The following is a 20,832-nucleotide window of genomic DNA, read 5'->3' as shown; positions in this document are numbered from 1 at the left end:
CTTCGCCCGAGGTTCGCTCCGACACGATCGACTGCCGGACGCGTTCGCAGCAATGGCGAGCCCGTCCTCGGCGACCGTCGTCAAGCCACCCAGTAGTAGCTGGTGCCCGAGTCAACGATGCACATCGGTGAACTCGCCGAGCGCACCGGCCTGTCCAGCCGCACCATCCGCCACTACGACGACGTCGGACTCCTGCACCCCACCGGGCGCACCGAGGGCGGGTTCCGCCTCTACAGCGATAGCGACCTGCAACGGCTGCTCGCGATCCGCCGGATGAAGCCACTGGGCTACTCCCTGGAGCAGATAGCCGAACTGCTCGGAATCGTCGACGGACTCGCGACGGCGGACGAGGCCGACCGGGGCTGCCTGCAAGCCGAACTCGACAGGTATATTGCCGACACCGAGAATCGCGGGGCCAAGCTCGCCCGCAACCTGGACTGGGCAGTCGAGTTCCTCAACATTCTGCGTCGGCACTGAGCCGCTGCCTCTCCTCGACACCAAGCGTCGCGATTTCGGCGACACGGACGGCCCCCGCACACAGATATTGCTCGCCCGGCGCGGGTCCCTTGTGGTGTCCCGGTCCCGGTCCCGGTCCCGGTCCCGGTGAACAATCGCTGCCGGGCGAAGCCCAGCTGCCAGCAGCGCTCGGTGGAACCACCAGCCATCGGGACTGCCTAACCGGAGCAGTTGGACAAGTGCTCGTCCTGTCTGTTGAGAGCCTGGGTTCCAGCAGAAGTGCGCCTCCCGCTTGATCGTGTCGTTGCTGATCGCCGTGCACCTGGCCCTGACAGGGCCTCTTGTCAGGGCTTCGCGCCGTTCCCGAAGGAGCCGTGGAGTGTGGTGTGAGCGAAGGCGGTGCCATCGATGACGTCGCGGACGGCGTCGAGGGTGGCTTCGTCGTCGGTGTCGACGCCGATGGTCAGCGAGCCGTACTCGACACGCATCGTCGTCGGGATGACGGCTTCGAGCCCGACGACGTGCGGGGTGACGGCGAGGGTCGCGAGCCCCTGCGCGACTGATGTCGACGTAGCCTCGGGGATCCGCTGGTCGAAGGTGCCGTCGTACTCGACGGTGCTCGCGACGTGTCCCGCCCCGGCGGGAACGGTCAGCTGCAGGTCCACGCCGGTCCATGCCAGGTGCTCGGACATCGTCGCGGGAACGGCTCCGGCCTGCTCCGGGGTGGCCTGCGGTGAGGTCGTGACCGTGACCGTAGTGGCGAAGTGGTTTGTGGTGACGAGGCGCGCCGGGCAGATCGGGTCGGCTGCGGTGCTCGGCGTGTTCGTGGTGGTCTCGTCCGCGCGCTCGACGCCAGGGAGTCGGCGGACTGCCCGCAACGCGTCGCGGACTTCCCGGGCGACCGTCGGGTCCAGGGTCGGTGTCGGTCGCGGGGTGGGCGACGAGGACGACTCGGTTGCGGTCGGTGGATCGGTTGGGCACGGCAGCGCGCCAACCGTCCCGCCGTGCTGCTGAGCGGCACTCCGCGCGAGTCCCTCCACGGAGGAACATCCGACGAGCAATCCGGTGCAGAGCACGGCGAGGACAGTGAACGACAGTCGGGGGCGCATACTCCCAGTCTCGTGCTGTCAGCTCGTGAACGACGGCGCCGGGCCCTCGCTGGCGCCTGCGTTCTACGTCGTGCTGCTTGGGCTTTGCCTCACCTGCACGCTGGCCGCTCTCGGCACAGGCGCGCTGGCCGCGTCACGAGCTGCTCGCCAAAGTGGATCGCGGCCTCAGTAGGGGTGGTCATCCGGACGCGGTGGGCATATTCGAGCCCTCAAACGCTGCTTTCAGAGCTCTTGCGCGAAGTTGCCCTGCAGTCGCGAGAACACCCGTTGCGCTGCGATAAGGAGCAGGCATCCGATCAGGAACGCGATACCGAGTCTGACGAGGTGTTCCGCAGGCCAGGCGGGTTCTGTGGCGGCGCCGTGGCCCCAGATCGCGCGTTGCAGTCCGAGGATCGACAGCGTCAAGGGATTGTTTGTGTAGATGGCTAAGAGCCAGTCGATCTTCAGCCGCTGCAGCACCATCGAGTACGAGTACACGATGGGGGACGCCCAGAGGAGCACCATCAGCCCGACGTCGATGATGAACTGCACGTCTCGGAGGTAGACGTTGAGCGCGGCGAGTACGAGTCCGATCGCTGTGCTGTAGACGAGGATCACGAGCAGGGACGGGACGAGGAAGATCAGCCCTTGGTGCCACGGGAAGACCTGGAGAGCGACGGTCGCTGCGATCAGGATCGCGAACTGGATCAGGAAGTTCACGAGTGCTGCGCCGATGCTTGCGAGTGGGAACACCTCGCGTGGCACGTAGACCTTCTTGATGAGTCCGCTGTTGCCGACGATCGACCCGGTTGAGCCGGCGACTACTTCGCTGAAGAGCGTGTACGCGGTCAGGCCGGTGAAGACGTAGATGGCGAAGTTGTCGATCGAGCGTGCTGAGCCGAGGATCTTGCCCATCACGAAGTAGTAGATGAGCAGCTGTGTGAGCGGGCGCACCAGCGTCCACACGAACCCGAGTGCTGAGTCCTTGTACCGGGCCTTGAGGTCGCGGCGGATGAGCATGCCGAGCATCTCGCGTTGGCGGAGGATGGCGCGCAGTTCTCGGCCAGTCCCCCGGAATGCGCTGCTGCGGGCGCCGACAACGACGAGCGGCTCCTTGGCGAGTTCTGCCATGCGGGCGTGATCAGTCATCGGGTTCCTTGTCGGTAGGTGTCGATGGACGGTACGAGGCAGGAGACGATCCACGCTGAGCGCTGACGTGCTGAGCTTGCCGAAGCCTCAGCACGTGTGCTGAGCGCTGGGCCAGGTGGTGGGCCAGCTGATGTGAGGCACGGTCGTGGTCATGCGACGGTCACAGTTCTTTGAGGACGCGGTGTTCGCTGCGGCGGAAGACGAGGCGGCCGAGCACGAGCACTACGACCGTCACGATGACCGACACGGTGACCGCGAATGCGTCGAGCTGCGTGGGGAAGAACGCGGATCGGTAGATGCCGATGATCCCGGTGAGGGGGTTGAGCGCCGCGATCTCGTGGAGGGCCGGGGGAGCGCGTTGGTCGCGTAGACGATCGGGGACGCGTAGAACGCGAATCGGAGGACCAGCTTCACGGCGCGTTCCAGATCACGGTGGAAGACAACGAGCGGTGCCACGATGAGTCCGATGCCGTAGACCAGAACGGCTTGCAGCACGATCGCGAGCGGCCACAGCGTGGCCTGCCAGTGGAGGTGCGCTCCAGCGGCGACTGCGAAGACAGCGAGCACCGGGATGCTCAGTAGGAACTCGATGCCCTTCGACGCGTTGATTCGCGCGATCCAGATGGTTCGCGGGATCGTCGTCGAGCGGATCAGCTTCGCTTCCGCGATGAACGCGCGTGTGGAGTCCGATACGCCGCCGGTGAACCACATCCACGGCAGCAGCGCCGTGAGCAGGAAGACGATGTATGGCGTTTCGCCGACCGGCCCTCGGTGGAGCACCTGGGTGAACACGAACCAATAGATTCCCGACATCACCAGCGGATCAAGGATCGACCAGAGGTACCCGAGCGCTGATGTGGAGTACCGCACGCGGAGGTCGCGGATGGTCAGAAGCCAGAGCGCGTGACGGTATCGATGCCCGGCACGACGCGCCGGTCGCGGGTCATCCATGCGTTCTCTCACGACGTCTCGGGGATGCTTGACCGAGACGTGATCGGTCGTCGAGGACGGCGCCGACGCGTACGAGAGGACACGATGACGCAAAGCACCCGACCCCGATCGCGGGGCTTCTCACGGGCACGGCGAACGCTTGTCGGGGTCACTGAGACGGCGATTCTGCTCAGTAGCGTTGCGTACCTGTTCGTCGGGGAGTTCTGGACGCTGGTGGTGTGGGAGGCCGTCACGTTGGTGTACCTCCTGGGCGGTCTCGTCGCTACCTGGCCCGGGCATCAGGTCGACGAGAGCAAGAGCGCGCTTCGGGAGGTTGAGCGGTGGTCGTGGCTGCTGCCACTGGTGGCGAGCGTGACCGGTGCGTACTCGGCAGTCGTGGCGTTGGTGGCTCAAGCGGATGGCGGCGGCGCGTTGCTGTTCGCGATCACCGCGTCGATTGGCGTCGTGTTGTCGTGGACGTTGCTCCAGGTCGGGTTCGCACACACCTATTGGGCGGCCGACGGGGGCGGCCGCCGCCGTGGTGTGCGATTCCCTGGTAAGCGGCAACCTGTTCTGATCGACTATCTCTACTTCTCCTTCACCATCGGGACCGCGTTCGCGACCTCGGACGCGCAGGTGGAGAGCCTCGGTGTCCGACGGGTGGTGATGCTGCACAGCATCTTGAGCTTCTTCTACAACGCGCTCGTCGTCGCGGTGGCGTTCCAGGTGCTGCAGCAGGTCATCCGCAACTGACCGCGGAGCGGGTCGATCCCTCGGACGAGCTACGGCTACGTGGCCGGCGGCTTGGACAGGCTCGAGGTGAGATCCTCCGGTCGGATCGCGGACGTTCTCGGACGCCACGGTGCCCGAGCGAGGTGGTGTGCGATCGTGTTGGCGACGGCGACGAGCGGCACCGCGAACAGAGTTCCCGGGATCCCTGCGAGGAACCCGCCAGCTGCGACGGCGAGGACGACCGCGAGGGGGTGAACGTTGACAGCGGCACCCATGATCAGCGGCTGCAGGACGTGACCTTCGACCTGCTGCACGATGAGCACGACGGCGAGCATGATCACGGCCGGCACGGGCCCGAGGAACACCAGCGCGACGACCACGGCCAGTACGCCGCTGGCGATCGCGCCGACGATGGGGACGAACGAGCCGAGGAACACTGCGATGACGATCGGCACCAGGAACGGGAACCCATCGAAGAACAGACCGATGATGAAAGCGCCGAGACCGATGCCGATCGCGTCGACGAGGGCGACGAGGATCTGAACACGGGCGAACGCGGTGAGCGTCGCCCATCCGGCGCGCCCGGCACCTCGCGCGGCTTCACGGGCGCGGCGGGGGAAGAGGCGAACCGTCCATTCGAAGATGCCGCGGCCATCGATGAGGACGAACAGTGTGGTGAAGAGCACCAGCAGTACGCCGGCGAGCAAGGTCCCGACGACACTTCCGGCGTTGAGGGCGCCGGTGACGAGGGACTGCGCGTTGTCCTGAAGGGCGTTGACGGCGCTGGTCAACGCTCCGGTGATGTCTGCGTCCGTGAGGGAGATGGGCGGCTCGTGCAGCCACGCGGAGACCTGGTCGAGCTGGTGCACGACCGCGGTTCGGAGGGCTGGCAAGCCGGCTCGGAGCTGCCAGACCACCAACGCGGCGAGCCCTCCGGCGGCGCCGACGACGCCGACTTCGCTGACTGCGACTGCGGCCCACTTCGGCCACCGGTGCCGTTGCAGCCAGGTGCAGAACGGCACCAGCAGCGCCGACAAGATCAGTGCGACCAGGACCGGGATGACGATAATCCGGAGTTGCACGACGACGACGAGGATTACCGCGACGGCGATCGCGATGAGGAGGAACGCCTTCGACCATGCGGCAGCGAGGCTGATCGGTGCGGGCAGCGTCGTGCTCGACTCAGCGGTCCGAGGGGTGGTGTTCATGGCCGGTTTCTCTGTTCAGTGGTCGGATGCGGGAAGGTGGGTGCAGGCCCATTTGGACCTGCACCCACGATCGCGTCGGTCAGCGTGCTAACGGGGTGGGCGTCACCGGCTGCGTGGTGGCGGCCAGCAGCTGCGCGACGTCGGTGGCGGCTCGGTGGCCGGAGAGGATGGCGCCGTTCATGGTTCCGGAGGTCTCGTCGGCGGTCTCGGTGCCGGCCCAGTGCACGCGTCCCACCGGTTCCCGGAGGAACCGTCCGAACGTGGTCCATGCCTTCGGTGCGACGGCGGGGTTCGGTCCGCCGGGGGCGAAGGTGTCGTTGCCCCAGGAGAAGTCCTGGTAGTCGATCAGTTTCAGCGCCTCGGACCCGTACAGGTGCACCAAGTGGGCGAGGACCCGCTTGGATCGTTCGTCGCGGTCGTACGCGTCGAAGCCGCGGGGGTCGCAAAACACCATGAGGATGCCGGGGCCGTCCGCTCCGGGGCTGACGTCGAAGGTGAGGAACACGGTGTCGTCGTCGGAGACGCCCTCACCGGAGAGTCCCCGGTCGCGCCAGAACGGACGGTCGTAGGCGACGAACGCTTTGCTGAGAGCGCCGAGCCGCCAGGTGCGTGACAAGCCCCGATGCTGTTCGGGCAGGGCCGGTTCGAACGTGATCGCTGCCCGATGCGTCGGCGCGGTGGCGACGATGACGTAGCGAGCGTCAACGGTCACACCCTCGGCGTCGACGGTGACCGTATCGCCGTGCGTCGTGATCCGGTGCACGGGTGCGTTCACGATGACGCGGGGGCTGAGCGTGTCAGCGAACCGGGCGACGAGGGTGTGCACGGTGCCGAAGATGCGGTCCTGTTGATCTCCGCCCTCGACAGCCATCATGTGCTCGAGACCGCCGAGGGTCTTGATGTACCGCAACGCGTTGAACAGGGAGATGTCGCCGGCAGGGGCACCCCAGTGCACCTTGCTGATCATGTCGATGAACTTCCGGGTGTCCTGCAGTGCACGCTTCCGCGTCAGCCACGCCCCGAGCGAGAGCGCGTCGTACTCCGCCGCGCGCGGGTGCGTGTGTGCGTCCTCGGCCGGCAGCTGGTCGACGATCTTCTGCAGCGCTCCCATGATCCGGGTGAGGTCGAGGACCACCCACGGCGCGAGCGCCAGCGCGCTCTCGGCCCGTCGGCGACCACGGAAAGAGATCAGCCCCTTGCCGTCGTGGAACTGCGGGACGGTGCGGCCGCCGAGCCGGTCGATCAGCTCATGCATGGCCGTGTGGTCCGGTGCGACCCAGGTCGCGCCGGCGTCGACGGGGACACCGGCGACGGAGGTGGTGTGGATGCGGCCGCCGACGCGGTCGCGGCCCTCGAGGACGAGGACCTTGTAGCCGTCGTGGGTGAGTCGGTCAGCGGCGGACAAGCCGGCGAGGCCAGCGCCGACGATCACGACGTCGACGGATCGAGCAACGGTGGTCATGGTGTTCTCCGTTCTTCGCGGCGATGGGCCGGGGTCAGTTCGCGGGTGCGGGCACCGGGAGGGAAGCGGCGCGGGCGGCCGCGGTGAAGGTGCGGCGAGGCACGTCAGCGCGGCGGACCGCGAGGGCGGCGCCGATTAGGGAGCAGTCAGCGGTGAGCCGCTGCCGGAGGTTCCCGGCAGTCGCGCGTTCGACCACACCCGCTGTCAGCAGCTGCGCGGACCGGACGAACGGCAGCAGCCGCCGCCGGTACCGCAGCGCTGCTGCAGCGATGTTGTCGGGAGTGCGGCGGAGCTCGTCCGCGAAGATCGCTCCGCCGACCAGGCCCCCGTGCGCGCCGGCGCCGGAGAGCGGGTCGATGCAGTGCGCGGCATCGCCGATCAGGACGACGTTCCTCGCGTGCCACCGCGGCGCACGGACCTGTGCGAACTTCGTGACGCGGATCCGGTCAGGTGAGGCCGTGCGCACCTGGTCGACGAACGGGGCGAACCGGTCGCTGGCGGTGGCGAGCAGCTCGGCTGCGACCGGGAGGAGGTCGGATCCGTGCTGCCGGCCGCGGCCGAGGTTGATCGAGGTCAGCACGAGCGTCTCGTCGTGGTCCGTGTACGGGAACACCTGCGCGCCGGCACGGTCCCCGAGCAGGATTGCCGCTTCGGTCGTGCCGGCCATCCGTCCGGGCACGTTCACCCAAAGGTGGTGGCGTCCGTTCTCATAGATCGCCGACCGTCCGTCTTCGACCGCGAGTCGTCGCACCGTGGAGTTCAGGCCGTCGGCACCGATGATCAGGTCGAACGCCTCAGCACTGCCGTCCGCGAAGCGGGCGACGACGCCGGTGAAGGTGTGCTCGATGCCGACGAGCTCGACGCCGTACTGGAACGGCACCCGACGTTCCGCGTGGCGAGCGATCGTCGCGACCAGGTCACCACGGCGTGCGGACCGGTACCCATCCGTGCGCATCCGAGCGAGGTCCTTGCCCTTGCGGGTGACGGTGATCGTCGCGGTCGGCGTGCTGAGCGCTTCGATCTCCGGCAGGACGCCGATGCGCTGCACCATGCGCATGGCGGTCCGGTCGAACAGGATCTGGTACCCGCCTCGGTAGGGCTCGGTGATGGCGTCGACGACGCGGACGTCGTGTCCGTCGTGGGTGAGCATGAGCGCGACACCGCTGCCAGCGATGCCGGCTCCGACAACGAGGATCTTCATGGGAAGTGCCTTTCTTGGTCGCTCAGTGCTCGACGGGGGTCTCGGCGCGGGACGGGATCGACCGCCATGCGATCACCGCGGCGACGATGAGCAGTACCGCGGCGATCACGGACGTCCACTGCATGCCGACGGTGAAGGCGTGTTTGGCCTGTTCGATGACGGCGGCGACATCTGGCGCCGTGCGGTCCAGCTGCGTCAGGCCCGTCGCGAGGGACTCCCGCATCGACTGCTCGATGTCCGGGTTGCTGATCGTGGGGAGGTGGGCGCGGTAGAACGCGAGCTGCACCGACCCGAGAACGGCGATGCCCAGGGCCGCTCCGAGCTCGTACGCCGTCTCGGCGATCGAGGATGCCGCGCCGGCACGGTCCCGCGGGGCGGCGCCGACCACGGCGTCCGTGGTGAGCGTCATCGCCAGCCCCGCACCGAATCCGACGATCGCGAAGCCGATGATGATCCCGGCCAGCCCGTCGAGTCCCTCCGCGAAAGCGAGGACGCCGAGCCCGACCGCGCCGAGCCCCAGACCGACGCTGATGGCGCGGCCTCGGCCGAGCTTGCCGACCATGAACCCGGCCAGTCCGATCACGATGATCGACGCGACGGTCGCCGACAGCTCCGACAGCCCCGCCTGCAAGGGGTTCAGTCCCCGAACCAGCTGGAGGTACTGCGAGAAGAAGAACAGCAGCCCGACGAACGCGAAGATCGACACCGTGTTCGCCATCACCGCGCCGCTGAACGCCGGCGACCGGAACAGGGACACGTCGATCAGGGGCCGGGTCAGTCGGTGCTGACGGCGCAGGAACCACCATCCGGCAGCGACCCCCACCAGCACCGCGACGGCGACGCTCCAGTCGAACCCCTCCGCGAAGACGTGCTTGATGGCATAGACGATCGCGACGATCGCAACGAACGACGACAGCGCTGACAGGAGGTCGACGCGTGCGCCGCGGGGATCCCGCGACTCCGGCAGCAAGAACACGCCACCGATCAGAACCAGCACCATGATCGGCACGTTGATCAGGAACACACTGCCCCAGTGGAAGTGCTCCAGCAGCGCGCCACCCACAATCGGGCCAACCGCCGCGCCCGCCGTCGCCCCGGCCGCCCACACGGCAATCGCGCGGGTGCGCTGTGCCGGGTCGGTGAAGATGTTGCGCACCAGCGCGAGGGTCGACGGCATGATCGTTGCGCCGCTGATACCAAGGATCGCGCGGGCGGCGATCAGCATCTCCGGGCTCGTGGCGAACGCGGCGAGCAGCGACGACAGCCCGAAACCGAGCGAGCCGATCAGCAGCAGCCGCTTCCGGCCGATGCGATCGGCGAGGTTGCCCATCGTGACCAGCAGCCCGGCCAGCGCGAACGAATAGATGTCGCCGATCCAGAGCAGCTGCGTCGCAGTCGGGTTCAGATCCGCGGACAAGGCCGGCACCGCCAGTGCGAGCACGGTGCCGTCGATCGCGAGCAAGAGCACGGCCAGGGTCAGGATCCCAAGCGCAGCCCAGCTGCGCGCGGTCACCGGAGCGGAAGTCGTTGAAGTCACGAGGACCACCGTACCGACCAAATGGTCGGCTGTAGAACGCATGTAGACTGTTGGCAGGAGATGAGCAGCTTTTGCCCCTTTCCTGATCAGATGGATGAGGAACTTCCCCGACGCCGAGGAGCAGGCCATGCCGGAGCACGACCAGTCGCCGGAGCGATCGACGCGCAACTCCGAGCGCACCCGAGCAGCGGTGCTCGCAGCGGCGGCAGAAGCCATGGCCGATCGCGGGACGGGCGTCTCCCTCGACTACATCGCCAAGCACGCCGGCGTCTCGAAGGGCGGCCTGCTGCACCATTTCCCGAATCGGGAAGCCCTGATCGTGGCGCTCGTCGATGACGCTCAGCAACAACTCCGCGACAGCGTTCTCCAGCATCTCGACCTCACCGAGAACCGTCCCGGCAAGCTCCTGCGCGCTTACGTCCGAGCAATGACCTCTGGAGCCGAAGCGACGCTGCAGTACTTCACGGCTGCACCGTCATGGGCGGGGATCTACCAGATCCCAAAGGTCAGCGAGATCACGACCGCCGACACGCGCTGGTGGAACGAAAACCTCGCAGCCGACGGACTGTCCCCAGACCGGATCCTCGTGGTCCGGCGCGCTGCAGAAGGACTCGCCGCAGCCGTCGCGTACGGCGATGAACCACCAGCGGCAGCAGAACACGCTCGCGCCTTGCTCCTGCACCTCGCCGACAACGGTGGACTTGATGACTTCCCCGAGAGCATTTGGGGAGGACCGGCGCCGACGCCTGCTCCAGTGTCGCCTTGACAAAGAGCACCAGCTAGGCGCGCATCTCACTCGCGCTGAGGGGAAGCAGGAGGTTCATTTCGCCATACCGTCGCCCTACGCGTCTGCACTCACACGCTCGCTTCGCATCCGGATGAGGCTCGCCAGCGTCGACACGGCCATCGCGGCGACGATCACCAGCAGGGACACCCACGTGTTGATCTCCGGCGCCCACTCGATGTGGTGGCCGCCGTTCAGGAACGGCAGCTCGTTGTCGTGCAGCGCGTGCAGCACGAGCTTCACGCCGATGAAGGCCAGGATCACGGCGATGCCGTACTTCAGGTAGACCAGACGCTCGAGCAGTCCGCCCAGCAGGAAGTAGAGCTGGCGCAGGCCCATCAGCGCGAAGACGTTCGCGGTGAACACGATGAAGGGGCTCTCGGTGATGCCGAAGATCGCCGGGATCGAGTCGAGCGCGAACAGCAGGTCGGTGGTACCGATCGCGATGAGCACGATGAGCAGCGGCGTGAAGTGCCGGACACCGTCGTGGTGGGTGCGGAACTTCATGCCGTCGTACGTGTCGGTGAGACGGACCCGGCGGCGCAGCAGCCGGACGATGAAGGTGTCCTTCTGCTCGTCCTCGTCCTCGCCGCGGAGCTGCTGGATCGCCGTCCAGATCAGCCAGGCGCCGAAGATGTAGAAGATCCACGAGAAGTTCTCGATGAGCTGCGCGCCGACCAGGATGAAGATCCCGCGGAGCACGAGCGCGATGATGATGCCGAGCAGCAGCACCTCTTGTTGGATCTTCTTCGGCACCGAGAAGCGCGCCATGATGATGACGAACACGAACAGGTTGTCGATGCTCAGGCTGTACTCGGTCAGCCAGCCCGCCAGGAACTGCCCGGCGGAGTCGCCACCGGCGAAGACCAGCATGAGCACCGCGAAGATCAGCGCCAGCCCGACGTAGATGCCCACCCAGACGCCGGATTCGCGCAGCGTCGGCACGTGCGGGCGACGCGCGACGATGAGCAGGTCGGCGAGCAGGATCGCGACCAGGGCGATCATCGAGCCGACTTCGAACACGACGGGGAGCTCGGGCATGCGGAGCCTTCCTTACTGAAACTGGAACGGGTGAGCGCAGAAGGTGCTCGTTGCAGGATCTCGCCGCCGGTCCTGTCGACGGTGGAATCCCTGTCTGAGGATCACCGGACTGACGCGACCGCCAAAAGGCTGCCGATCCTGTTCGGCAGCTATTGCGGCCTACAACCACTTCTCCGCACGGTGGTCCGCCTGGATGCGGCGGATCGTGTTCGAGCGCGAGCGGAGCACGAGCGAGTCCGTGTGGATGACGCCGCGGGAACGACGCACGCCGTCGACCAGGACGCCGTCGGTGACTCCGGTGGCGACGAAGAACGTGTTGTCGCCGGTGACCAGGTCGTCCTGGTCGAGGACCTTGTCCAGGTCGTGGCCGGCGGCGATGGCGCGCTCGCGCTCCTCGTCGTCCTTCGGCTGGAGCTTGCCGAGGATCACGCCGCCGAGCGCCTTGATCGCGCACGCCGTGATGATGCCCTCGGGAGTGCCGCCGACCCCGACGCACATGTCGATCGTCGAGCCGGGCAGGGCGGCGGCGATGCCACCGGCGACGTCACCGTCGAGCAGCAGTCGCGTGCCGGCACCGGTCGCGCGGATGGCGCGGATCAGCTCGTCGTGGCGCGGACGGTCGAGCACGGCGACGACCATGTCCTCGAGGTCCTTGCCCTTCGCCTTCGCCAGCGCGCGGATGTTGTCACCGATCGGCTTCTCGAGGTCCAGGACACCGCGACCCTCGGGGCCGGCGGCGATCTTGTCCATGTAGAACACGGCAGACGGGTCGTACATCGAGCCGCGGTCCGAGACGGCCATGACGGAGATGGCGTTCTGGCGGCCGGCGGCGGTGAGCGAGGTGCCGTCGATCGGGTCGACCGCGATGTCGCAGGCCGGACCGTGACCGTTGCCGACGTGCTCGCCGTTGTAGAGCATCGGGGCGTTGTCCTTCTCGCCCTCACCGATGACGACGACACCGTCGAAGTTCACCGTGCCGAGGAACTTGCGCATCGCGTCGACCGCGGCGCCGTCGGCGAGGTTCTTCTCACCACGCCCGACCCACGGCTGCGCACGGATCGCGGCGGCCTCCGTCGCACGCACGAGCTCGAGCGCGAGGTTGCGGTCGGGCTGGAGGAACAGGGAGCCGGCTTCCATGGAGAGCATCGAAGTTCTTTCGTTTCAGGTGAGCAGTGCGGAGGCGGCGATGATCACCGGGACGGATGCGACGGAACTCAGCAGAACAGTGTCCCTGGCGATGGTGGTTCCGCGGTCGTATCGGCCGGCGTAGAGGAACACGTTCTGTGCCGTGGGGAGTGCGGCCATGACGACGCTTGCGAACACGACGTGATCGGCGAGGCCGAGCACGAAGTGCGCGAGGCAGAAGGCGACGATTGGCATCACGATCGACTTGATGCCGGTTGCGACGAGCGTGCTGACGCGATCGCTTTCCGTGCGGAGGGGACGTGAGCCGTGCAGCGACATGCCGAACGCCATCAGAACGAGCGGCACGGCGGCACCACCGAGGAGCCTCAGGGGCGCCAACACCGCGTCCGGGAGGGGGACCTCGGTCGCGGCAATGAGGACACCGATGAGGGACGCGACGGTGATGGGGTTGCGGAACGGTCTGCTCGCGATCGCGAGGAAGTTCCGACGCTCGGAAGTGGCTGCATCGAGGACGATCAGCACAACCGGAGTGATGACGACGAGCTGCAGCAGGATCACCGGTGCCACATACGTCGCTGAGCCCAACACGTAAACGGCAACGGGGATGCCGATGTTGTTGGCGTTGACGTAGCCCGATGCCATCGCGCCGACGGTGGTGGTAGCGATGTCGCGACGGAAGAAGATGCGGCTGAACAGGATGAACAGGCTCGCGACCACGGCGGTACTGCCGGCGGCGACGACGACCGGGCCGGAGAACACTTCGTGGAGGTCCGCCTGAGCGAGGACGGTGAAGAGCAGCGCCGGGTTGGTGACGTAGAGCGCGGTTCGGGAGAACAGTGGTCGGGCCTCGTCGCCCACGAAACCACTCCGGCGCATGATGTAGCCCACGCCGATGACGAATGCGATGACGACGAAGCCCGTGAGGATCTGGATCATGGCGTTTCTCTCGACCGGTGGTGGACATGGATGTGGGGCCACCCCTGGTGGCCCCACACCGGTCTCACTTATGCAGCAGCGGTGATTGCGTCTACGACGGCCGCGGCGAACTCTTTGGTACCGGCGGAGCCACCCATGTCTGGGGTCATGGTGCCGGCTTCAACGGTCGCGGCAACCTTCTCCTCGACGAGGTCTGCGGCCTTGAGGATCGCCTCGTCATTGAACTTCGCGCCGAGCCAACGCAGCAGCATCGCGGAGGACAGAATCATGCCGATAGGGTTCGCGACGTTGCGTCCGGCGATGTCCGGGGCGCTCCCGTGTGATGCCTGTGCCATTGCCTGCGTCGAGGAGGCGTTGATGGACGGGGCGATACCAAGGGAGCCGGCGACCTCGCCGGCCAGGTCGGAAAGGATGTCGCCAAACATGTTCTCGGTGACGATGACGTCGAACTTGTCGGCACGGCGCACGAGGTGCACCGTGGAGGCATCGATGTGGAAGTCGTTGACGCTGACCTCGGGGTACTGGGCTGCGATCTCACGGCAGACATCGCGGAACAGGCCGGTGGTCATCTTGAGCACGTTCGCCTTGTGCACGATGGTCACGCGCTTGTCGCGAGTCATCGCGAGCTTGAACGCCTCGTGGGCGATGCGTTCGGTGGCGGCGCGGGTGATGATGCCGTGCATGATGGCGACGTCCTTGGTCGGCATCATCTCGCCGGTGCCGGCGAACGTGTTCCGGTCTGCGTAGAAGCCTTCCGTGTTCTCGCGAACGATGACGAGGTCGGTGCCTTCGACGATCGCGTTACCGCCGGGGAACGCCTTTGCGGGGCGGATGTTGGCGAACAGGTCGAAGTGCTTGCGGATCGTGCCCGACGGGTTCAGCAGCGACTTGTGGGGTTCCGGGTAGGAAGCGCTGTCGTGCGGCCCAAGGAGCCACCCGTCGACGTCGCTGAGTGCTGCCAGGGTCTGCTCGGGCACGGCGGTGCCGAACTCGTCGATCGCCCCACGCCCGAGCGGGAGTTCGGACCAGTCGATGGCGGGAGCGCCTACGGTGGCGACTGCGGCGTCGACGATCTGCACCGAGGCGGGAACGATCTCCGGGCCGATGCCGTCGCCGTTGAGGACAGCGAGGCGGTACTGCTGAGACACGATTGGACTTCCTTTACTCGTCAGGCCGGCCTCGTTGACGGGCCGGATGATGGAGGGAGTTGCCGCAGCGCTAGACGTGCAACATCCTGCAACGCTGCGGTGGACTCGCTGCCATCATGCACGCAAGTGGTCGACCAGTCAACGACGGCGCGCTTTCACCGCAACGGAAGCTCTGCAACTTCGTCGGTCACGTCCAACCAGCGGCAGGGTTTAGCTCCGTCCCGCATCTCTCAGAGTCCCACGAAGTGGTTCACCACAAGCGAGGCGACTGTCGCTTCATCGCCAGCATGCGGTAGCACGGCGAATAGGATGAGAGGGACCCGCGAAAGGACCACGATGACGTTCCACACCGCAGACCTGTACGACGAGCACGGCGAGGCGCTGGCGTCGCTGTCGGTCCAGCTCGGCAACTACGGAAGTGCACTCTCCTTCAGCGGTCCGATCCGCACCGTCTCGTGCTTCGAGGACAATTCGGTGCTGAAGCGCGTCGTGTCAGAGCCCGGGAACGGCGCCGTCCTCGTTGTCGACGGCCACGGCTCGCTCGAGCGAGCGCTGATGGGTGACATGATCGCGAACATCGCCGCCCAGAACGGTTGGGCCGGTGTGGTGATCAACGGCGCAATCCGGGACCGTGCGGCAATCGCCACGATCCCGCTCGGGGTAAAGGCGCTCGGGACCAACCCGCGCAAGAGCGTCAAGAACAATGTCGGCGAGGTCGACGTGCCGGTCGTCATCGGTGGCGTTCGGTTCGAACCTGGCAAGACCATCTACTGTGACGAGGACGGCATCCTTGTCGAGCGCTGAGGCCATTGAGTCCACTCCCCCATCGCGCCGCCGGACCGCAGTTGCGCCAGAGCTCACCGCAGTCTCTGGGACGACGCCATCGTCGGACGAAGTCGCACGAGCACTGATCGATTACGTTTCGTCCGGCCAGATCGGTCCGGGCGAGAAACTGCCCTCCGAACGTCAACTGAGCGAGTCCTTCGGCGTCGGGCGCGGGATCATCCGCGAAGGCATCAAGTCACTCGGCGTGCTCGGCTTGGTTGAGTTCCGCCACGGCGGTGGAACCTACCTGCGCCAGGGCGAGTCCGATCTGCTCCCCCGAGTGATCGAGTGGGGGCTGATGCTCGGCGAGCGGCGAGCATCAGACCTCGTTGAAGCGCGACGTTACCTCGAGCAGATCACTACCCTGCTCGCAGCCGAACGCTCTGACGATGCCCACCTTGCACAGATCGAGACCGCACTGCACGCGATGCGCGCCGCGACCTCGACGGACGAGTTCGTGGAAGCTGACGTCGCGTTCCACCTCGCGATAGCGGAAGCGTCCGGGAACCTCGTGCTGGCGAACATGCTCAAGAGCATCTCGTCGCTACTCCGGGTGTGGATTCATCGAGTGATGGACGCCGCGGAATCGTTCGAAGAATCCTACCAGGAGCACGTCCCGGTGTTTGAGGCGATCCGGGTTCGCGACAGTGCCGCGGCCGCTGCCGCAATGGAAAGCCACATGGCGCGGGCCAGCAGGCGGCTGACCGAGACGCTGCACGACGCCGGTCAGTAACGACTGGCTACTGAGCCGTCCAGTACGAGCCGTACTTCTCCGCAAGGTGCTCCGCTTCACCCTCGGGCAGCAGGGTCAGCGGCCGGTCGCCAAGCAAGAGCAGGAGCCGGCACACCTCCTCGAGCTCCACCGCGGCAGCGATCGCGTCCGCCATGGTGTTCCCCGCTGCGACAGACCCGTGATTCTGCAGCAGAGCAGCGTTGAAGGGGAACGGCAGCCGTTCCATCCGATCGGCCTGACTCGGGTCTCCTGGGGAGGCGTAGGCAATCAGCGGGGTCTGCCCCGATCGCATCACGAAGTAGGGCGTCAGCGGCGGAATCGCGCTTCGCTCGCTCCACGCGGGCGTGCAGGAGATCGCTGCAGCGTGTGGTGAATGCAGGTGCACTACCGCAGTCGTGCCGCTGTCCCTTCGGTACATCGCACGGTGAAACGGGAACTCCTTCGACGGCTTCCCCCCACTCAAGAGCTCACCGTCAAAGGACAGCACTGACAGGTCAGCAGCCTCGAGGGCCCCCATGTCCGATCCCGTCGGCGTCATCACGATGCGGTCCCCGTCGCGGGCACTGATGTTCCCGGACGTACCCGGGCTCAGCCCGAGCTCCGACAGCCGCTGTCCCGCAGCGACGACATCTCCGGCAACAGACATCAACGTGTCCTCCTCACTGGTCGACCGTCTACGACCAGCCAAAAAGCCTTCGGACCTGGTTCGCCGTCCCGAAAAAGTGGTCGACCACTTCGCGATTTTAGCCCATACTGGACCTTCCAGGCGTACTGAGCCTGGTGGACGTGAAAGGAGCGGTCATGGGTGACCGTCGACGTATCGCACTCATCAACGCGGTTCCCGCAGCCATCGAACCCGCGCGCGCAGCGTTGGAACGGTCGATGCCCGATGTTGACGTGTGGTCAATCCTGGATGACAGGCTGCTGCAGGACGCCGACCAATCCGGCGGGCTGACGGAGCAGCTGCGGGCGCGGATGCTCCGTCTCATCGATCATGCAATGCTGGAGGGGGCGGACGGGGTGCTGCTGACGTGCTCGATGTACGGCCCCGTCGCCACAGATGCACCGACGCAGGGGAATCTACCCGTCATCGGGGCCGATGAAGCCGCCTTCGAGGCGGTCGCCGAGCTCGCCGGCCGACGCATCGCAGTAGTCGCCAGCCAGCAGGCGCCGCTGGAGGACACGATGCTTCGACTCCGCGAGTACCTTGCGGAGGTCGGGAGTGCCGTTGAGCTGGTTCCCATTGTGCCTGACGGCGCGTTCGTGGCTTCACGTAGAGCGGATGCATCCGCCCTCGTGACAGCGATCCAGTCTGCGCTTCCGACCTCCCCGCACCTGGACGCTGTCTTCCTCGCGCAGTACTCTCTCGCACCGGCGGCGCCGGCGCTGGCGAGCACCGGTCTAACCGTGGTCACAGGCCCCGATCGGGCGGCCGCTCGCCTCCGAGGTGCCATGCTCGGGAACGGGCTCGGAGCATGATCGGCGCGATCGCTGACGACTTCACCGGCGGCACCGATGTCGCCGTGGCCTTCCGGCGTGCAGGACTGCGCACAGCAATCGTGTTCGGTGTCCCTGACACAACGACGGTTGTCCCCGCGGATGCCGATGCGGTCGTCGTTGCGTTGAAGAGCCGCACAACTCCGGTGGAAGAAGCAGTTCGGGAATCACTCCGAACCGGCGAATGGCTGCTCGAGCGCGGAGCCGACCAGCTGTACTTCAAGTACTGCTCCACCTTTGACTCCCGCGCAGAGGGCAACATCGGACAGGTTTCTGATGCTCTCGCCGGGCTGACGTCCGCTCAAGTCGTGGCCGTCGTTCCGAGTTCCCCTGAACACGGACGCACGCAGTACCAGGGCCACCTCTTCGTGCACGACACGCTCCTGTCAGAATCGCCCATGCGGCACCATCCGCTGACGCCAATGACCAATTCGCGGATCGTCGAGGTGCTCGCGGCGCAGACGACGGAGCAGGTTGCACTGGTCCACCATGACCGCGTACGGGCGGGGGCGTCTGCAGTCGTTAGGGATCTGGCAACGTTAGAAGAGTCCGGTATCCGATACGCCGTTATTGATGCAGTCAGTGACGAAGACCTCTCCGAGATCGGAGTAGCCGTCGCCGGTGCGCGTCTGGTTACGGGAGCGGCCGGTCTTGCAGGAGGGCTTGGACGCGCTCGCGCGGCCCAGAACCATGCTCACGAGGTCAGCGATGCCGACCCGATCGGCGAAGTGCGAACGGCCGTCCTCGCCGGCTCCTGCTCCGCTCGCACTCTGCAGCAGCTAGATCGTTATCGTGAGCAGCAGCCAGGACACTTTATCGACGCGTTGGCGGAACAGCAGCCAGCAGCGCTGGCGGCAGCAGCGCTGACGTTCTATGACACCCTCCCTGTGGGTACTGCTCCCGTCCTGTACTCGTCAGTGCCACCGGAAATCCTGCAGCGAGTACAGGCAGAACTCGGCGTCAACCGAGCGTCTGCGATACTCGAGGAGGCGACCGGTCTGATCGCACGCGGCTTGATCGAACGTGGAGTCCGCCGGCTTGTTGTCGCTGGTGGAGAGACATCCGGAGCCGTCGTCACCGCCCTCGAGGTACGTACCGGCGTGATTGGGCGCGAGGTCGCTCCTGGCGTGCCGTGGATCTACACGCAGGGCACCGACGCGATAGCCGTGCTGTTGAAGTCAGGCAACTTCGGCAGCTCCGACTTCCTCCTCGAAGCGGTGCAGACCGGACGAGTCAGCCGCTGAACACGGAAGGCGAGCGTGCGGGTCGGTCGGACCTGCATGCTCGCCTTCCTCATGGGCAAGAGCGCTGGACGATGAGCACGCGGCCGCATTCGTGACGCGTTACACGCGAAACAGGGGCGGAACCGGATTACCGGCCCCGCCCCTGTGTTCGCTATCGATTTAAGTCCAATCAGAACCGGACGGTCATCGCGCCGGTAACGAGCTGCGCGAGAATGAACACAACGCAACCGGCCACCACCCACAGCAACCCGAAGCGCTGGAACTCACCGAGATCCTTCTTGATCAGCCCCAGCAGCACCCACAACGGCGCCGAGGCCGGACCGATCATGTGGGTCATCTGCCCCACGACGCCGGCGCGAGCGATCTCGTTGGCGTGGAACCCGTACTGGCTAGCGGACTCCGAGAGAACGGGAAGCACGCCGAAGAAGAACGCGTCGTTCGACATGAAGAAGCCCATGGGAATTGCGATGATCGCGGTGATGATCGGGAAGAAGCCGCCAATCTGATCGGGGACGATCGACAGGAATGCGTCCGCCATCGCCTTGATCATCCCGGAGTCGCTGAGGATACCGGTGAAGACGCCTGCGGCAAGGACGAGCATCACGACAGGCACAGCGGTAGCGGCGTGCTTCTTGATGACTTCGCCCTGCTCGGCGAGGTTGGGGTGGTTGATCACGATCGCAATCACGAATGCGCCGATGAAGAGTACGACCAGGTCAGCAACGCCGGTGACCAGGAGGACCAGCAAGAGCAAGGTGAGAGCAGCGTTGAACCACATACGCCATGAGGGACGGGCCATCTTCTCTCCCTTACGGGCCTGGATCTCGGCAGCAACCTCGGCGACGACGGCCGGGTTGACACGGCGACGTTGGCGGACACCGAGAATGAACGCAACGGCGAGGATGAAGACCGAGGTGATGACGAGCGACGGAATCAGGTGCACGAAGTACTCGGTCGCGTCGAGCTTGAGCACGCTGATACCGCGGGTGGCCGCGCCGCCCCAGGGGGTGGAGCCCGAGATGAGCCCGAGTCCCATCACTGCGACCGTCGCGATCACAAGCGGGTTCATGTTCAAGCGGCGGTACAGCGGCAAGAATGCCGAGCAGACGATCATGTAGCTCGTCGTGCCGTCACCGTCGAGAGCAACCAGCATCGCGAGGATCGCGGTGCCCATGCAGATTTTCACCGGGTCGCCCTTGGACAGCCGGAGGATCAGGTTTGACACCGGATCGAACAGCTTCGCGTCCATCATGAGCCCGAAGTACAGCACGGCGAACAACAGCAACACTGCGGTGGGCGCAACGGTTTCAAGCCCGCTCAGGGTCATGTCCCCGAGTCGTGGACCGAAGCCCGCGACAATGGCGAAGATCACCGGAGCCACGATGATCGCCACAAAAGCAGTCGCCCACTTGCGCATCACCGCCACCATGAACGACGCCAGCGTGGCGAATCCGAATACTGCGAGCATCCTTGCTTGCTCCTCCGCGTCGAGGTCTTCGGCACTGCACGGTTGCACAGGCGCAGGCTGACGCTAGCACAACTGGTCGACCACTTGCTAGCCAGTACGACCCACAGATACGACCTGTGGCTCGCCTAATCCGGCCTTCGCGAGAAGTGGTCGCCCACTTTTAGCAAGGGTCGCCCGCGGCAGACGGAGCCAAGGCGGCTTGTAGTCGAGGGTCGAAGGAGGCCGACGAGATGGGCCGGCGGGCGAC

19 protein-coding genes and 1 pseudogene are annotated in these 20,832 nt (G+C 66.1%); 7 read left to right on the top strand and 13 right to left on the bottom strand.

What is annotated here, in order from left to right:
* The first annotated feature begins 117 nt into the window (after positions 1-117).
* A complete protein-coding gene (locus DEJ19_RS01135) occupies positions 118-477 on the top strand; it encodes a MerR family transcriptional regulator (RefSeq protein ID WP_110894255.1) in 360 nt (119 codons plus the stop codon).
* Positions 478-800: 323 nt separating this feature from the next.
* Here the strand turns inward: DEJ19_RS01135 and DEJ19_RS01130 are convergent, their stop codons facing one another.
* The 3 genes and pseudogenes from DEJ19_RS01130 to DEJ19_RS01120 all read right to left on the bottom strand — a co-directional run bounded on the left by DEJ19_RS01130 (position 801) and on the right by DEJ19_RS01120 (position 3,644).
* Positions 801-1,334, bottom strand: a complete 534-nt coding sequence (locus DEJ19_RS01130; protein WP_258366793.1) for a hypothetical protein — start codon at positions 1,332-1,334, stop codon at positions 801-803.
* Between the two features lie 453 nt (positions 1,335-1,787).
* A complete protein-coding gene (locus tag DEJ19_RS01125) occupies positions 1,788-2,693 on the bottom strand; it encodes an ABC transporter permease (protein ID WP_110894251.1) in 906 nt (301 codons plus the stop codon).
* A 160-nt stretch (positions 2,694-2,853) separates the two neighbouring features.
* Positions 2,854-3,644: pseudogene (locus DEJ19_RS01120) on the bottom strand (ABC transporter permease).
* An 84-nt stretch (positions 3,645-3,728) separates the two neighbouring features.
* Here DEJ19_RS01120 and DEJ19_RS01115 point away from each other — a divergent pair.
* Positions 3,729-4,376, top strand: coding sequence for a DUF1345 domain-containing protein (locus tag DEJ19_RS01115; RefSeq protein ID WP_181421159.1), 648 nt, complete (start codon positions 3,729-3,731; stop codon positions 4,374-4,376).
* Between the two features lie 35 nt (positions 4,377-4,411).
* Here DEJ19_RS01115 and DEJ19_RS01110 read toward each other — a convergent pair whose 3' ends face one another.
* The 4 genes from DEJ19_RS01110 to DEJ19_RS01095 all read right to left on the bottom strand — a co-directional run bounded on the left by DEJ19_RS01110 (position 4,412) and on the right by DEJ19_RS01095 (position 9,979).
* Positions 4,412-5,563, bottom strand: coding sequence for an AI-2E family transporter (locus DEJ19_RS01110; RefSeq protein ID WP_110894247.1), 1,152 nt, complete (start codon positions 5,561-5,563; stop codon positions 4,412-4,414).
* Between the two features lie 79 nt (positions 5,564-5,642).
* A complete protein-coding gene (locus DEJ19_RS01105; RefSeq protein ID WP_110894244.1) occupies positions 5,643-7,025 on the bottom strand; it encodes a flavin monoamine oxidase family protein in 1,383 nt (460 codons plus the stop codon).
* A gap of 34 nt (positions 7,026-7,059) precedes the next feature.
* Positions 7,060-8,226 (bottom strand): FAD-dependent oxidoreductase, encoded by a 1,167-nt coding sequence (locus DEJ19_RS01100; RefSeq protein WP_110894242.1) that lies wholly within the window; start codon positions 8,224-8,226, stop codon positions 7,060-7,062.
* 22 nt (positions 8,227-8,248) lie between these two features.
* Entirely contained in the window at positions 8,249-9,979 is a 1,731-nt protein-coding gene (locus DEJ19_RS01095; protein ID WP_258377398.1) for an MFS transporter, read from the bottom strand.
* Between DEJ19_RS01095 and DEJ19_RS01090 the strand changes: the two genes are divergently transcribed.
* Positions 9,978-10,529: a TetR/AcrR family transcriptional regulator gene (locus DEJ19_RS01090; RefSeq protein ID WP_181441528.1), complete on the top strand. Its 552-nt coding sequence runs from the start codon at positions 9,978-9,980 to the stop codon at positions 10,527-10,529. The genes DEJ19_RS01095 and DEJ19_RS01090 overlap by 2 nt on opposite strands.
* 75 nt (positions 10,530-10,604) lie before the next feature.
* Here the strand turns inward: DEJ19_RS01090 and DEJ19_RS01085 are convergent, their stop codons facing one another.
* The 4 genes from DEJ19_RS01085 to DEJ19_RS01070 form a co-directional block, all read right to left on the bottom strand.
* Positions 10,605-11,588 (bottom strand): TerC family protein, encoded by a 984-nt coding sequence (locus DEJ19_RS01085; protein WP_284176580.1) that lies wholly within the window; start codon positions 11,586-11,588, stop codon positions 10,605-10,607.
* A gap of 159 nt (positions 11,589-11,747) precedes the next feature.
* On the bottom strand, positions 11,748-12,734 hold the full coding sequence (gene glpX, locus DEJ19_RS01080; RefSeq protein WP_284176579.1) for a class II fructose-bisphosphatase: 987 nt from the start codon (positions 12,732-12,734) through the stop codon (positions 11,748-11,750).
* Positions 12,735-12,749: 15 nt separating this feature from the next.
* Positions 12,750-13,670, bottom strand: coding sequence for an AEC family transporter (locus tag DEJ19_RS01075; RefSeq protein ID WP_111234347.1), 921 nt, complete (start codon positions 13,668-13,670; stop codon positions 12,750-12,752).
* Positions 13,671-13,738: 68 nt separating this feature from the next.
* Positions 13,739-14,818 carry an isocitrate/isopropylmalate dehydrogenase family protein gene (locus DEJ19_RS01070; protein ID WP_258377503.1) on the bottom strand — a complete coding sequence of 360 codons (1,080 nt, stop codon included), beginning with the start codon at positions 14,816-14,818 and terminating at the stop codon, positions 13,739-13,741.
* Between the two features lie 336 nt (positions 14,819-15,154).
* On the opposite strand from DEJ19_RS01070, the gene rraA reads away from it, so the two are divergent.
* Complete coding sequence (gene rraA / locus DEJ19_RS01065) at positions 15,155-15,622, top strand: ribonuclease E activity regulator RraA (RefSeq protein ID WP_110895048.1); 468 nt, start codon at positions 15,155-15,157, stop codon at positions 15,620-15,622.
* The gene (locus tag DEJ19_RS01060; protein WP_220033664.1) at positions 15,609-16,376 is read left to right on the top strand and encodes a FadR/GntR family transcriptional regulator; all 768 of its coding nucleotides are present in this window, start codon (positions 15,609-15,611) and stop codon (positions 16,374-16,376) included. Before rraA ends, DEJ19_RS01060 begins: the two co-directional genes overlap by 14 nt.
* 7 nt (positions 16,377-16,383) lie before the next feature.
* On the opposite strand, the gene DEJ19_RS01055 is transcribed toward DEJ19_RS01060, so the two are convergent.
* A complete protein-coding gene (locus DEJ19_RS01055; RefSeq protein WP_111234349.1) occupies positions 16,384-17,022 on the bottom strand; it encodes a class II aldolase/adducin family protein in 639 nt (212 codons plus the stop codon).
* Between the two features lie 155 nt (positions 17,023-17,177).
* Between DEJ19_RS01055 and DEJ19_RS01050 the strand changes: the two genes are divergently transcribed.
* Together DEJ19_RS01050 and otnK are read left to right on the top strand one after the other, a co-directional pair.
* Complete coding sequence (locus DEJ19_RS01050; protein WP_111234350.1) at positions 17,178-17,855, top strand: aspartate/glutamate racemase family protein; 678 nt, start codon at positions 17,178-17,180, stop codon at positions 17,853-17,855.
* Positions 17,852-19,117, top strand: coding sequence for a 3-oxo-tetronate kinase (gene otnK / locus DEJ19_RS01045; protein ID WP_111234351.1), 1,266 nt, complete (start codon positions 17,852-17,854; stop codon positions 19,115-19,117). The genes DEJ19_RS01050 and otnK overlap by 4 nt, the downstream gene beginning before the upstream one ends.
* Positions 19,118-19,286: 169 nt before the next feature.
* On the opposite strand, the gene DEJ19_RS01040 is transcribed toward otnK, so the two are convergent.
* Positions 19,287-20,585: a CitMHS family transporter gene (locus tag DEJ19_RS01040; RefSeq protein ID WP_111234352.1), complete on the bottom strand. Its 1,299-nt coding sequence runs from the start codon at positions 20,583-20,585 to the stop codon at positions 19,287-19,289.
* Between the last annotated feature and the right edge of the window lie 247 nt (positions 20,586-20,832).

The sequence above is a fragment of the Curtobacterium sp. MCSS17_016 genome (assembly GCF_003234255.2).
Taxonomy (GTDB): Bacteria; Actinomycetota; Actinomycetes; order Actinomycetales; family Microbacteriaceae; genus Curtobacterium; species Curtobacterium flaccumfaciens.
The sequence above is the reverse complement of the archived record's forward strand: the minus strand, read 5'-3'. Positions and strand labels throughout refer to the sequence as shown.